The 15,080-nt window shown below is 41.2% G+C and carries 7 protein-coding genes; 6 read left to right on the top strand and 1 reads right to left on the bottom strand.

The genetic code is table 11. From position 1 onward, the window contains the following. Nucleotides 1-118 precede the first annotated feature (118 nt). The 4 genes from RMY64_RS19140 (at nucleotide 119) to RMY64_RS19125 (ending at nucleotide 6,255) form a co-directional block, all read left to right on the top strand. Entirely contained in the window at nucleotides 119-2,701 is a 2,583-nt protein-coding gene (locus RMY64_RS19140; RefSeq protein WP_322700886.1) for a BsuBI/PstI family type II restriction endonuclease, read from the top strand. A gap of 167 nt (nucleotides 2,702-2,868) precedes the next feature. Beyond that, nucleotides 2,869-3,924 carry a glutathione S-transferase family protein gene (locus RMY64_RS19135; RefSeq protein ID WP_322700854.1) on the top strand — a complete coding sequence of 352 codons (1,056 nt, stop codon included), beginning with the start codon at nucleotides 2,869-2,871 and terminating at the stop codon, nucleotides 3,922-3,924. Beyond that, nucleotides 3,921-4,805, top strand: coding sequence for an aspartoacylase (locus tag RMY64_RS19130; RefSeq protein WP_322700853.1), 885 nt, complete (start codon nucleotides 3,921-3,923; stop codon nucleotides 4,803-4,805). Before RMY64_RS19135 ends, RMY64_RS19130 begins: the two co-directional genes overlap by 4 nt. A 466-nt stretch (nucleotides 4,806-5,271) precedes the next feature. Beyond that, nucleotides 5,272-6,255 carry a polysaccharide deacetylase family protein gene (locus RMY64_RS19125; RefSeq protein ID WP_322700852.1) on the top strand — a complete coding sequence of 328 codons (984 nt, stop codon included), beginning with the start codon at nucleotides 5,272-5,274 and terminating at the stop codon, nucleotides 6,253-6,255. 62 nt (nucleotides 6,256-6,317) lie between these two features. Here RMY64_RS19125 and RMY64_RS19120 read toward each other — a convergent pair whose 3' ends face one another. Next, nucleotides 6,318-11,006 carry a hypothetical protein gene (locus RMY64_RS19120; protein WP_322700851.1) on the bottom strand — a complete coding sequence of 1,563 codons (4,689 nt, stop codon included), beginning with the start codon at nucleotides 11,004-11,006 and terminating at the stop codon, nucleotides 6,318-6,320. A 346-nt stretch (nucleotides 11,007-11,352) separates the two neighbouring features. Here RMY64_RS19120 and RMY64_RS19115 point away from each other — a divergent pair, with 346 nt between their 5' ends. Together RMY64_RS19115 and RMY64_RS19110 are read left to right on the top strand one after the other, a co-directional pair. Then, nucleotides 11,353-13,794, top strand: coding sequence for a dynamin-like GTPase family protein (locus RMY64_RS19115; RefSeq protein WP_322700850.1), 2,442 nt, complete (start codon nucleotides 11,353-11,355; stop codon nucleotides 13,792-13,794). 206 nt (nucleotides 13,795-14,000) lie between these two features. Further along, on the top strand, nucleotides 14,001-15,053 hold the full coding sequence (locus RMY64_RS19110) for an LD-carboxypeptidase (RefSeq protein WP_322700849.1): 1,053 nt from the start codon (nucleotides 14,001-14,003) through the stop codon (nucleotides 15,051-15,053). The last annotated feature ends 27 nt before the right edge of the window (nucleotides 15,054-15,080 follow it).

The following is a 15,080-nucleotide window of genomic DNA, read 5'->3' as shown; positions in this document are numbered from 1 at the left end:
AGTTTTAAAAAAATTTTTGGAAAAAGAGACGCTTCTTGCATCGGTTTCTCCTTAAAATATCATGGCGTAAATTCAAAACCTGATAAAGTTGGTTTTTGTTCTGTGAAAATGAGCCGTGATGTTCCAATCAAGCAGTAGAGAGTCTAGAGAAAATTATCACAAGCCGTTGGAATTCAAAAGCTTGTCAAAATGTTCTGCCAGAAACTTACTCGGTGAAGTAGATATTCTGAGGATTGCTGCAAGCTTGAAACAGGATCAAAAGCAAAAAGGAAAACTAGGTCAATTTTTGACACCTGCTCCAGTCGCAGAATTAATGGTTGGGATGTTTGGCAAACTCGATCTTCCTCAAATATCTCTACTTGATGCTGGAGCAGGAGTTGGCTCATTACTTGCAGCCTTTGTGGCTAAACTTTGTCACAGCCAAAAACGCCCAGCCAATTTAGATATTGTTGCCTATGAAATCGATCCTTTTTTGATTGGGTATTTGCATCAGACATTGAAATTATGCGATCGAGAATGTCAACTAGCTGGCATCTCTTTAAACTATGAGATCCGACATACGGATTTTATTGAGGATGCAGTTAAACTTCTTCAGCCTAGTTTGTTCGATAATCCTGATAATTGTAGATTTACCCACGCTATTCTCAATCCCCCATATTTAAAAATTAACACTCATTCCAAAGTTCGTGATTTGTTACGTTCTATAGGATTAGAAACCAGCAATTTATATACAGGTTTTATCGCTGCTACGGTTCAGCTTCTTGAATTGAGAGGAGAGCTTGTAGCTATTTCGCCGCGTAGTTTCTGTAATGGGCCATATTTTAGAAATTTCCGCAAAATATTTTTGGAAATGATGGCTTTAGAGCAGATACATCTTTTTGATTCCAGGCAGGAAACTTTTAGTGATGATGAAGTTTTGCAGGAAACGATTATCATCCATGCTGTCAAACAAAAACCAAAATTTGACAATGTAATCATCAGTACAAGTTCAAATGCTGATGATGATTTTATTCTGTCAAATACCTTACCTTATACAGAGATAGTTCTTCCCAGCGACTCGCAACAATTTATCCACATTATCCCCGATACACTAAGTCAGCAGGTCATTAAAAAAATGGCTAACTTTACCTGCACATTAAAAGACCTAGAATTAACTGTATCAACTGGACGGATTGTAGATTTTCGTGTTAAAGAACATCTGTGTTTAATGCCAAATGAAGACACTGTTCCTTTGATTTATCCATTGAATTTTTCAGAAGGATATGTTGAGTATCCCAAAGTAACTAAAAAACACCAAGCTTTGGTATATGGAGAAGAAACGCTCTCTCTTTTAGTACCAAATGAGCATTATGTTTTGACTAAACGATTATCCTCCAAAGAGGAAAAGAAACGAGTTGTTGCCGTTGTATATGATGCCAACCAAATTAATTGTTCTTGGGTAGGTTTTGAAAACCACCTGAATTATTTTCACAAAGACGGAAGAGGACTTAATCTTACCCTAGCACGTGGTCTTGCTGCTTATCTCAACTCTAGCCTCATTGACGCATTTTTTCGATTATTTAATGGGCATACTCAAGTTAATGCAACCGATTTACGAAATTTAAAATATCCGACAATAGCACAACTAATGACTGTAGGGCTATATATTACTGAGCATTTTCCATCACAGAAAGAAATTGATGAACTTTTGCAAGAAGAGTTACTGAGTATGAGCAATCAGTCTGAAAACAACCCCTTAATAATTAAAACCCGTATTGATGAAGCACTACAAATTTTAATTGAACTTGGACTTCCACGGGCACAACTTAATGAGCGTTCAGCCTTAACCCTTCTGGCTCTACTCAACTTAAAGCCAACAGATACTTGGGAAACTGCTGCATCTCCCCTAATGGGAATTACGCCAATGATGGAATTTATGGCACTGCACTATGGCAAAACATATAAACCTAATACAAGGGAAACTGTTCGCCGCCAAACAGTCCATCAATTCTTAGACGCGGCTTTGATAATTGTAAATCCAGATGCACCTGAACGCCCCGTTAACAGTCCAAAAACAGTATATCAGATTGAAGAAAGTGCGCTTGAACTATTACGTACTTATGGAACTACTGAATGGGAAAAGAGTATTCATACTTACCTTACTTCAGTTGAAACTTTGAAAAGACGATATGCTCAGGAGCGGGAACTATCACGTATTCCGATAGTGATTGAAGGAGAGGTAAAAACTCTATCGCCAGGTGGACAGAATATTCTGCTCGAAAAAATTATTAAAGACTTTGCAGAACGTTTTACACCTGGAGCAAAACTGATTTATGTTGGTGATACAGATGAAAAATTCGCACATTTTAATGAAGTGGCATTGAGAGATTTAAGTGTTAGTATCGATTCTCATGGAAAAATGCCTGATGTGATTATCCATCATCTAAAAAATGATTGGCTAGTTTTAATTGAAGCTGTAACTTCTCATGGGCCAATTAACCCTAAACGAAAAAAAGAACTTGAAGTTATCTTTGCCGATATAAAAATCCCTCTTGTAATGGTAACAAGCTTTTTAAGCCGGAAAGCGATGGTAGAGTATTTGGCTGAAATTGCTTGGGAAACCGATGTTTGGGTGGCGGAAGATTCTACTCATCTCATTCACTTCAATGGAGAATATTTACTACAGACTTACAAAGTAGACAGAGATTCTAAAACTAAATAAACAAACTATTATTAAAAATAAGCGATCGCTAGCTTATAAGTTCTCATAAATGCGATATCAATGTCCACAATATTGTCATATAGATCCAATAGTTCATGCAAAGCGTAGTAGAGTTAAAGTAAGAAATCTGAAGGTACATTGATCGCTCCCAAAGCAAAATTGTCGCCATGACTAACTCAACTCCAATGGATGACGAGAAAAAGCTCCCCAAAAAGAAAAATAAGTCGCTTCCTCCCAAGCTGATTATCTGGCTAGGAAAGTTTGTCTGGACGACTATGTGGCAGATAATGATGTCAAATCTTGCTCCTCGCAATCAGTCGGGAGCATATATTCGTCCTAATAGCCAGTTTCGCAAGTTCATCGGTACAGAATCAGGGAATCCACACCCACCAGCAACGGGGCGCTACAAACTCTATGTTGGGCTGGGCTGTCCTTGGGCGCATCGAACCTTGGTTGTGCGATCGCTCAAAAAACTCGAAGCGGTAATATCAGTATGTATCGTCTCTCCTTCGCCCATTGAAGGCGGTTGGATATTCAACGATGAAGTTGAAGGTTGTCGCACACTGGCTGAATTTTATCAAAAGGCAGAACCGGGCTACAGTGGACGCTCTACAGTACCAGTATTATGGGATAACCAAACAAAAGCGATCGTCAATAATGAGAGTTCAGAGATTATCGTCATGCTGAACTCTGAGTTTAACGAATTTGCCAACAATCCGACGCTAAATCTTTACCCAGAAGAACTTAAAGAGAAAATTGACTGGTGGAATGAAAAGATTTATCACGCGGTAAATAACGGTGTGTATCGCTGTGGCTTTGCTCAAACTCAAGAAGCATACAATCAAGCCTGTAATGAACTGTTCGCAACTCTCGATGAGATTGAACTTGCATTGCAGACTAATCGCTATCTCTGCGGTGAACATCTGACACTTGCAGATGTGCGGTTATTCACGACATTATTTCGGTTTGATAGTGCCTACTATGGGCTGTTTAAATGCAATAAGCAGCGAATTCGAGACTATGAGAATCTCGGAGCTTATCTACGTGATTTGTATCAGCTTCCGGGTGTAGCTGACACTTGCGATGTAGAAAGCGTGAAGCGGGACTACTACGGAAACCTATTCCCACTCAACCCCGGCGGAATTATCCCCAACGGGCCTGATATGTCTTATCTTAATCAACCACACGATCGCGATCGCATTGGCAAGGTAAATGCTTCATGAACCAGATTAATCGAGTTGCAATTGTCGGTGGAACTCATGGCAATGAGTTTACAGGAGCCTACCTAGTCCAGAAATTTGCCCAGTTTCCCGATTTAATTACTAGACCGAGTTTTGAGACAGTCACCCTGTTAGCAAATCCCAATGCTTTTGCCGCCGGGAGACGATATGTTGAGAAAGATTTAAATCGCTGTTTTCTCAAGCAAGATTTACAAGATCCGACTCTGAATAGTTACGAAGAATTGCAAGCTAAATTAATTCAGGATACTCTAGTATCAAATAAGGATAAACAAGCCGATTTCATCTTAGACTTGCACAGCAGTACAGCTAATATGGGTCTGACAATTATTCTTGATAACAGTTATCCTTTAAACTTAAAATTAGCTGCTTATCTGAGCCAGATTAATCCTTTAGTTAGAGTTTATAGCTGCTCTTTTAAATCAATTGCAGAAAACCCATTTGTAAATTCTCTGTGCGAATTAGGCTTTGCATTCGAGGTTGGCCCAATTGCCCAAGGAGTTTTAAAAGCAACACTGTTCAAACAAACAGAGGAACTTGTTCGCGCCCTTCTGGACTACCTAGAACAGTTTAACCAGGGTAAAATTCCATCAAATAATGAAACGTTGATTCTCTATGACCATTTATCAGTTGTAGACTACCCAAAAAAACCGGATGGTACAATCTTTGGAATGATTCATCCAGAGCTTCAAGATAAGGATTATCAAGCCTTGAACCCAGGAGATCCAATTTTTATAACTTTTGACGATAAAACAATTGTTTATGAGGGAGCATCTACTGTTTGGCCAATTTTTATTAATGAGGCAGCTTACTACGAAAAGGGAATTGCCATGTGTTTAACCCAGAGGCAGCAAATCAACATCTAAGATGTGGATAAAGTTTTTAGATAATTGCTTTTGATCGAAGCGATGATAAAAATTGAAGATCAAAATTATTAATAACTTCATATATCTAGCGCAATTACTAAAAATTATTTATGTAAGTATATATATCTTAGTTATAATATATTAACGATCGGTAATTAAGGATCGGGGTAAAAAGTTGTCAAAAGGTTTGATAAAATCGATATCAAAGGAGCGTTGAGAAACTATTATCTAATTCATCGGTAATATTTTTTAGAGAAGCAAATATAAATCTAACCCACTAATCTAGGCAATGTCTATGAAATACTGCTTTGAAAGTAACTCTTTGTTTTAAAAAGGAGAAAATGCAAACATTCAGGCTTGAGGTTTATTCTAAACTCAGCCCTGAGTTGAACTATGGAACTTTACTGAGAAAATTTAAATTTAACAATATAATTTACGCTTTAAAGTCTAAATACTTGAACTCATAATGAAAATTAAGCAAAAAAGAAACAAACCAATAGCCAGTCTTTCTTTAGATTTAGATAATATTTGGTCTTATTTAAAAAATCAGGGCGCTCCGGGTTGGCAGACTTATCCTTCTTACTTGGATATCGCAGTACCTCGTTTTTTAGATATTCTCAAGCAATGGGATTTGACAATCACAGTATTCATTGTCGGTCAGGATGCAGCCCTAGAAAAGAATACTAAAGCAATACAAGCGATCGCTAGCGCCGGTCACGAAATTGGTAATCATTCATTCTATCACGATCCTTGGCTACATCTGTATTCAGAGAATGAGATTGAAGAAGAGGTGGCATTTGCCGAAGAACATATCAAGCGCGTCACTCATCAGCATCCTATTGGCTTCCGGGGGCCAGGATACAGTTTTTCTCCAGCAGTATTGAAAGTTTTAGCACGACGGGGATACGAATATGATGCTTCGACTTTTCCTACATTTTTGGGGCCCATAGCACGAGCATATTATTTAATAACTTGTAAATTGAGCAAGGAAGAACGTAAAAAACGGGAAGCGCTGTTTGGCGGTTTTAAAGAGGGTTTGCAGCCTCTAAAACCTTACCAGTGGAAACTAGATAAGGATAAACTGACTGAGATTCCTGTTACTACCATGCCAATTTTTAAAGTGCCAATTCACTTCAGTTACATAATGTTTCTGAGTACATTTTCTTCGGAAGTGGCGTTACTCTACCTGCGAATTGCTCTGTGGCTGTGTAAAGTTACAAGCGTCCAGCCTTCTTTGCTACTTCATCCTACAGACTTTGTAAGTCAAGAAGATGTACCAGAACTCTCATTCTTTCCTGGTATGAGTGTTCCTACTTACAAAAAGCTGGCAATAGTGAACAAAAGTTTAGAAATGATATCCAGTCAATTTAATGTTTTGACTGTTGGACAACACGCTAAATTTGCAGCCGATGCCCTTAAATTACCTGTATTAGTGCCTCAAAAGAGGTAAAAATATCATCTATGCGATTTACTAACAAGAATTCAGAACTCAGATTTACCTGAAAATAGCATCTATTGCACAACAAAATCTGATGCACTCAGAGTTGGCGCACCAGTAACAGTTGCAAATAGACCGCCACTACCAAAACCAGCCGCACTGCCATTTTGGTTGTAAAATAACTCTCCACGAAAAGCGTCGTAGATAATTTTCGCTGTGCTAGTTTCCCCATTAGAGATGATTTGAAAATCACTCTTGTTACTAAAACCTGTTCCAGCAGTTGAAGTAATAGCACTAAAGGTAATTTTATCTAGGACAATCCGATCGCCTTGGGAACTGTTAAAGTCACTAATGGTATCTACACCAACAGTAGTCGCGCCAAAAACTGCATCAGTGTTGTAAACGAAACAGTCCGCGCCAGCACCGCCGACAAGAGTATCATTACCATCACCGCCGACGAGAGTATCATTACCATCACCGCCTCGCAATAGATCGTTGCCACTCAAGCCATAGATAATGTCATTACCCCCCTGAGCATTAATCACATCGTTGGAGTTTTCAAAACCTGCGATGCTGTTATTTAGGTCATTGAGGAATGTGACTGTGTTTTTGTTAAACAGGCTAGCTTGAGTAGAGTTGGCATTGAAGACATCAAAGCTGTCGGTGATGTTGGTTTGCCCATCAAATAGGATATTGCCAATCGCAGGTGTTGCTCCAGAAGTTGGCAGGTTATCGAGGTTTTCTAATTTGAAGTTTTGCAGAGTGACTTTGGTAGATGCCACATTTTCAAAGGTAACTTCTAAATTGTTAGCATTTTGAGTTAATTGCAGATTTTGGGCAGTTAAATCACTACCTGTAAATTGCAAGGTGTCAACATTGGCGATCGCTGCTACCGACGGCTTTGTGCCTTTACCAATGCCACTAAAATCGGTGATGGTATCATTGCCATCGCCAGGGCGAAACACAAATTTATCTTGGCGGCTGTTGCCCGTCAAGGTATTATCACCAGGAGTTAACGTCTTATTAAGGAAATCATCACTGTTTATATTCGTTCCCCCAAACACCACATAGCTTTGCCCAGCACCAGAGTTGCCGTTGGCGTCGGCACCAGCTGCCCCAATAATTAGGTCATCAATGCCATCGTTGTTGATGTCCCCCGCATTGCTAACTGAGCCGCCTGAAGAGTCATATGCTGCAATGCCGTTAATTAAAAAGCCATTAGTGCCATTCAGGTCAGGGTTAAGGGTGCCGCTACTACCCAGATTCGTCCCCCCAAACACTACATAGCTTTGCCCAGCACCAGAGTTGCCGTTGGCGATGGCATTAGATTCTCCAATAATCAGGTCGTCAACGCCATCGTTGTTGATGTCCCCCGCTTTGCTGAGTGAGTAGTATGGAAACTGAATATTAGCTTGAATTAAAAAGCCATTAGTGCCATCCAAAGAAGAGAGGTTGAGGATGCCGCCTCTACCCAGATTCGTTCCTCCAAACACCACATAACTTTTCGCAGCATCCTCAGCCACACCACCTTCTGCCCCAATAATCAAGTCGTCAATGCCATCATTGTTGATGTCTCCTGCATTGCTGACTGAGTTACCTAATCCGGCAATATCAGAAAAGCCGTTAATTAAAAAGCCATTAGTGCCATCCAAAGAAGAGAGGTTGAAGGTGCCGCCACTGCCCAGATTCGTCCCCCCAAACACTACATAACTTTTCCCAGCACCAGAATTAGCCTCGGAGTAGCCATTTTCTGCTGCCCCAATAATCAGGTCGTCAACGCCATCACCATTGATGTCCCCCGCATTGCTGACTGAGAAACCTAAAGAGTCACCTGCTGCAATGCCGTTAATCAAAAAGCCATTAGTGCCATCCAAAGAAGAGAGGTTGAAGGTACCGCCACTGCCGAGATTCGTTCCCCCAAACACTACATAGCTTTGCCCAACAATATATTCGCCGTTGCGGTTGGCACGACTTGCGCCAATAATCAGATCCTCAACGCCATCGTTGTTGATGTCTCCCGCATTGCTGACTGAGAAACCTAAAGAGTCACCTGCTGCAATGCCGTTAATCAAAAAGCCATTAGTGCCATCCAAAGAAGAGAGGTTGAAGGTGCCGCCACTGCCCAGATTCGTCCCCCCAAAAACTACATAGCTTTGCCCAGCATTATCAATGCTGTTGGGGTCGGCACGATATGCTCCAATAATCAGGTCGTCAATGCCATCGTTGTTGATGTCGCCCGCATTGCTGACTGAGAAACCTGAGAAATCATCTGCTGCAATGCCGTTAATTATAAAGCCATTAGTGCCATCTAAAGAAGAGAGGTTGAGGGTGCCGCCACTACCCAGATTCGTCCCCCCAAAAACTACATAGCTTTGCCCAGCACTTTGTTTGCCGTTGGGGTCGGCACCACCTGCCCCAATAATCAGGTCGTCAATGCCATCATTGTTGATGTCGCCCGCATTGCTGACTGAGAAACCTGAGTAGTCATCTGCTGCAATGCCGTTAATTATAAAGCCATTCGTGCCATTCAAGTCAGAGAGATTGAAGGAAGAGTTGGCACCCGCATTACCGACAAGGGTATCATTGCCTACACCACCGATAAGGGTATCATTGCCTGCACCACCTCTCAAAAGGTCATTGCCACTTTTGCCGTCGATGATGTCGTCACCCCCCTGACCATTAATCACATCAGCAGAGTTGTCAAAACCCGTGATGTTATTGTTGAGGTCATTGAGGAAAGTCACCGTGTTCTTGTTGAGTAGCAAAGTTTGAGTGGAGTTAGCATCGAAGACATCAAAGCTGTCGGCGATGTTGCTTTCTCCATCAAATAGGATATTGCCAGAAGCTTTCAGATTGTCCAAGTTTTCTAACTGAAAGTTTTGCAGAGTGATGGTATTAGGTACATTTTCAAAGGTGACTTTTAAGTTGTTACCATTTTGAATTAATTGCAGATTTTGAGGAGTTAAACCATTACCTGTAAATTGCAAGGTGTCAACATTGGCGATCGCCGCTGACGTTGGGGTTGTGCCTTTACCAATGCCATCAAAATCGGTGATGGTGTCATTGCCATCGCTAAAGCGAATAATAAATTTATCTTGACCGCCGTTGCCTGTTAGGGTGTCGTCACCAGTTAACCCATCAATGATGTTGTTACTAGGTGTGCTAAATAAGGTATCTGCATTGGGAGTTCCAGTCAGGTTAAGAGAGATGTTGCTACTGGCAATATTCGTCCCTCCAAACACCACATAGCTTTGCCCAGCATCAGAGTTGCCATTGGGGCTGGCAGAAGGTGCCCCAATAATTAAGTCGTCAATGCCATCACCATTGATGTCCCCCGCATTGCTGACTGACCTGCCTGAAAAGTCATCTGCTGCAATGCCGTTAATGAAAAAGCCATTAGTGCCATTCAGGTCAGAGAGGTTGAGGGTGCCGCTACTGCCTAGATTCGTCCCTCCAAACACCACATAGCTTTGCCCAGCATCAGAGTTGCCATTGGGGAAAGCATTTTGTGCCCCAATAATCAGGTCGTCAATGCCATCACCGTTGATGTCCCCAGCATTGCTAACCGATCTGCCTGAGTAGCCATCTTTAATAATACCGTTAATGAAAAAGCCATTACTGCCATTCAGGTCAGAGAGGTTGAGGATGCCACCATTGCCCAGATTCGTTCCCCCAAAAACTACATAGCTCTGCCCAGCCTCAAAGTTACCGTTGGGGTCGGCACGATATGCACCAATAATCAGGTCGTCAATGCCATCGTTGTTGATGTCCCCCGCATTGCTGACTGAGAAACCTGATGCGTCTTCTACTGCAATGCCGTTAATCAAAAAGCCATTACTGCCATTCAAATCAGAGAGGTTGAGGCTGCCGCCACTGCCCAGATTCGTCCCCCCAAATACTACATAGCTTTGCCCAGCAGCAACGTTGCCGTTAGGGTCGGCTTCATTTGCCCCAATAATCAGGTCGTCAATACCATCACCGTTAATGTCCCCCGCATTGCTAACTGAGTTACCTGAAAAGTCACCTCCTGCAAAGGCGTTAATTATAAAGCCATTACTGCCATCCAAATCAGAGAGATTGAGGCTGCCGCTACTGCTTAGATTCGTTCCCCCAAACACCACATAGCTTTGCCCAGCCCCAAAGTTGCCATTGGGGCTGGCAAATGGTGCGCCAATAATCAGGTCGTCAATGCCATCACCGTTGATATCCCCCGCATTGCTGACTGAGTTACCTGAAAAGTCCCTTAGTGCAATGCCGTTAATCAAAAAGCCATTACTGCCATTCAAATCAGAGAGGTTGAGGCTGCCGCTACTGCCCGGATTCGTTCCCCCAAACACCACATAGCTTTGCCCAGCATCACCGATGCCGTTAGGGTTGGCATATTTTGCGCCAATAATCAGGTCGTCAATACCATCACCGTTGATGTCCCCCGCATTGCTGACTGAGAAACCTGATGCGTCTTCTCCTGCAATGCCGTTAATCAAAAAGCCATTACTGCCATTCAAATCAGAGAGGTTGAGCCTACCGCCACTTCCCACATTGGTTCGCCCAAACACTACATAGCTTTGCCCAGCAGCAACGATACCGTTGGGGTCGGCAGAAGGTGCCCCAATAATCAGGTCGTCAATACCATCGCCGTTGATGTCCCCCGCATTGCTGACTGAGGAGCCTAGCTGTTCATCTGCTGTAATGCCGTTAATTATAAAGCCATTAGTGCCATTCAGGTCAGAGAGGTTAAGCAGGTTGAATGATGAATTAGCCATGATTTTCTCCTGTGTTTATTTGTTGTTAGTCAAGGAGTGGGCTTTAAAATTCTACGCTTGAAGTTCCATGTTCTAAGTAGAGGGGTATAGATGTATGCCCCGACACTTGCACAACAAAATCTGATGTAGTGAGACTGGGCGCACTATTAAAAACTGCAAATTGACCGCTACTTCCACAACCAGGTAGGCTTTGGGTTTGTAGAATAATCGCTCATTAATTTGTACAGTGCGTCAGTCCTAGTAATATGCAGCAGCTAAAGCACAGTGAGATTCTCAGGAATTTTACTGAACCACTAGAACATTAAATATTACTAATATATACATAAATATTGTCAGGATACTAAATATGTCAGATATGCCGCTTCAGTGCAAAAATTTAAAAGAGCAGGTTGAATCTATATTACAACTATTACAACAAGAACCAACGCTACGTTCCCAAGATATTACATCTGTACGAACTTCTTTAAGTAAAGCGATTTCTCCTAAGTTTGAAATTGTGTTTGCGGGTGCGTTTAGTGCTGGAAAATCAATGCTAATTAATGCACTATTAGAAAGGGAATTACTCTACAGTGCAGAGGGACACGCTACAGGAACAGAATGCAAAATCGAGTATGCAGAAGTAGATAAAGAACGTGTTGTTTTGACATTTTTAAGTGAAGCAGAGATTCGAGAACAAGCAGTTTCTTTGTGTCAGCAACTAGGATTTCAGACAGTACCTAATATTAACCAAGCTGAGGTAATTAACCTGCTACGTCAAGGTTCTGAAGCGATTATTCAGCAGGAGGGTGGTGAGAGTAAATCAGAACGTGCAAAACAGGCGAAGGCGTTAATGTTGTTGCTAGAGGGATATATAGCAAATAGCGATCGCATCAGCACGGTAACTAATGCTACATATTCAATGGAGCAATTTAACTTTTCCAATCTCAAGGAAGCTGCTGGATATGCGCGTCGTGGTAGTAATAGTGCCGTATTGAAGCGGATAGAATATTACTGTAATCATCCTTTACTACAAGATGGCAATGTCATTATTGACACACCTGGCATCGATGCACCAGTAGAGAAAGACGCTCAACTAACTTATGCCAAAATTCAACATCCTGATACTTCGGCGGTGGTGTGTGTGCTAAAACCTGCTTCGGCGGGTGAGATGACAAAAGAAGAAACAGAACTTTTAGAATTAATGCGGGAGAATGGGGGAGTACGCGATCGCGTTTTCTATGTCTTCAACCGGATCGATGAAACTTGGTATAATACTCAGCTACGGCAACGATTAGACGATTTAATTAGTGGGCAATTTGCCAATTTTAGGAAGGTTTATAAAACCAGTGGATTATTAGGATTTTATGGCAGTCAGATTAAACAAGCAAGTCCACAAGATAGATTTGGTTTAGATTCTGTTTTTGCAGAAAGTATTAAAGGTTTAGATGGTAAAGAAGAAACTCCACAATTTGTCTATGCGTTTAACAACTACTGTGTAAATTCAGGAAAGTTATCTTCCAGTAAATTCCGTGTTTCTGTGAACGGCTTTGAAACTCCAAATCAAAATTATGTGCGGATTCTGGGAGATTGGGGAAATGAATTGATTGAAAAGCTAATTCAAGATAGTGGAACTGAAGAATTTCGCACAGCTATTACTCGTTATCTTACCGAAGAAAAGCGTCCCCAATTATTTAAAAATCTTGCTGATGATTTGGAAGATGTTTGTATTAAGCTCAAAAAACATTATCAGAGTGTCCAACGCGATTTAGATAGTCAGCCCCAAGAAATTGAGACGATGAAGGCACAAGAGTTGCAACACCTAAATCAACAACTACAGCAAATTGGGAGAGAATTTAGCGAGCATATCAAAGAAGAAGTTAACCATGTAATTAATAATTCTTGTGATGCTTTTGAAGCAGATTTTAAGCAATTGCAATCACGAATGATTCGCCGCTTAGATGAATTGCTAGATACTTTTTCGGTAGCTTCTGCTTATCAACGTGCAACCATCAGCCATCCTCGCAATGCTACTGCACCTTTAATTGCTATTTTAGTAGAGGCATTTTATTACTTAGCAAATCAACTAGAAGATATTTTGGTTGAATCTTCTCAGCAAATAGTTGCAAATTATTTCCAGCGGTTGATTGAAAAGATTCGCAAGTCAGAATATTATCGCCAACTTTATCGTTTATTAGATAATGATGGTGGTATTGAACAAGAGATCAGAATTTTAGAAAAAGGAGTTGCTCAAGCATTATTTAGTGCAGCTAGTGTAGAGTGCGATCGCTTTGTACGAGAAAGTCCTAGATTTTACGATGAAGGCACTTTTTCTATATATCAATTTCGCCAAACTTTATCACAAACTTCTCAAGGTTATGACGCTGAAAGTATCGTGGAAGCAGAACCAGCCATTAGGCAATTGTTGAAGTTAGATTTTGAACCAAAAGTTTCCCAAACTATTCGCAAATCTTTCCGTCAAACCATTAATCAAACCCTGAAAAGTCAGTTATTGCCAATGGCAGAACAGCAAGCAGATGAAATTTTGCAACAATACCCACAGGCACGTGCTTATTTAGAGAAAATATTAGAACAAGAAGCCGAAGAAAAAATTGCAAATAATCGCCGCTTGTTGAATATTGTTGAAGAAAATATTGCAGGATATAATTCGGCAGTTTCTAATATTAATAGTTGTTTACAGGCGATGCAATTATACGATCGTCTTTTGCCTGTCATTGGTGATTCATTTGCTACTGATGCTAAGTTCGCTAATAATGGATTTGTGATTTCAGATATGGTACAAAAGGTTTAATTTTATAGCAAGGGACTGGGGACTGGGTGAAAAGACCTTTTTGTGTCTAAGTTTTATCGTCTGTTGATGTCCTAACCACCAAGGCTTGTGCTATACATATCGCAATCCTATTTAATTTGTGAAAATTCGCGGTATCCAGATCCCCGGCTTCGTAAAAGTTGTCGGGGATCTAACTTTTTAGAATCCTAATCCCCAACAAAATAGTTATGAATATCAAGCGTCGGGAATTTCTTACAACCTGTGGGCTGGCTACGTTAGCCACTCAAATACCAACACTTACCGCCCAAGGTAAGCCATCTCTAAACACCATCCGCAAGCCGTCCCGCCTACAACCTGGCGATACCGTAGGATTGATTTCGCCTGCGGGTATCGTTGACGCTAAAGACATTGAAGCCGCGCAGAAATCAATTTCACAGTTAGGGTTAAAAGTAAAGCTGGGGAAGCATATTTTAGATCGTTACGGCTATTTAGCGGGTAAAGACGGCGATCGCGCTGATGATGTAAACTTGATGTTTAGCGATCGCACTATAAAAGCAATTATTCCGATGCGTGGTGGTTGGGGCTGCAATCGCATTTTACCTTTACTCAATTACTCGCTAATCCGCTCCCATCCAAAAATTATCATCGGGTATAGCGATATTACAACGTTGTTGTTGGCAATTAATGCCCGTAGTCAAATGGTTACTTTTCATGGGCCAGTTGCTACGTCTACCTGGAATCAATTTACAGTCGATTACTTCAAGCGCATCCTATTTAATGGTGAAGCGGTGACTATGCAAAATCTCAACCCTAGCGAAGTGCGGCTGGAGATAATCGCACCGGGAAAGGCGAGGGGTAAACTGGTGGGTGGAAACTTGTCAGTTCTATCAGCGATGGTAGGTTCACCTTACCTACCTACTTGGAACAAAAGCATTCTCTTTGTCGAAGAAGTTGACGAGGATGTTTATCGTATAGATAGGATGCTGACGCAATTAAAAACTGCTGGGATACTTAATCAAATTGCTGGCTTTATCTTTGGGCAATGTACTAAATGTAGTCTTGGAGATGAACCGTCATTTACATTAATGCAAGTATTGCAACAACACATACTTCCTTTAGGTATTCCTGCTTGGTACGGTTCAATGATTGGTCATATTAAGGATAAATTTACCTTGCCAATCGGTGTGGAAGTAGAAATAAATGCTGAACTTGGGACAATACGAATGTTAGAGGCAGCTGTTAGCCTTGTGTGTAGGACTTACGCATTGACAGAATCATGATTATGTGTATTAAAGTCCAACTTCTGT

The organism is Nostoc sp. DedQUE08 (genome assembly GCF_034530895.1).
Taxonomy (GTDB): domain Bacteria; phylum Cyanobacteriota; class Cyanobacteriia; order Cyanobacteriales; family Nostocaceae; genus Nostoc.
Note: the sequence above shows the minus strand (reverse complement) of the source record. Positions and strands in the feature narration are given on the sequence as shown.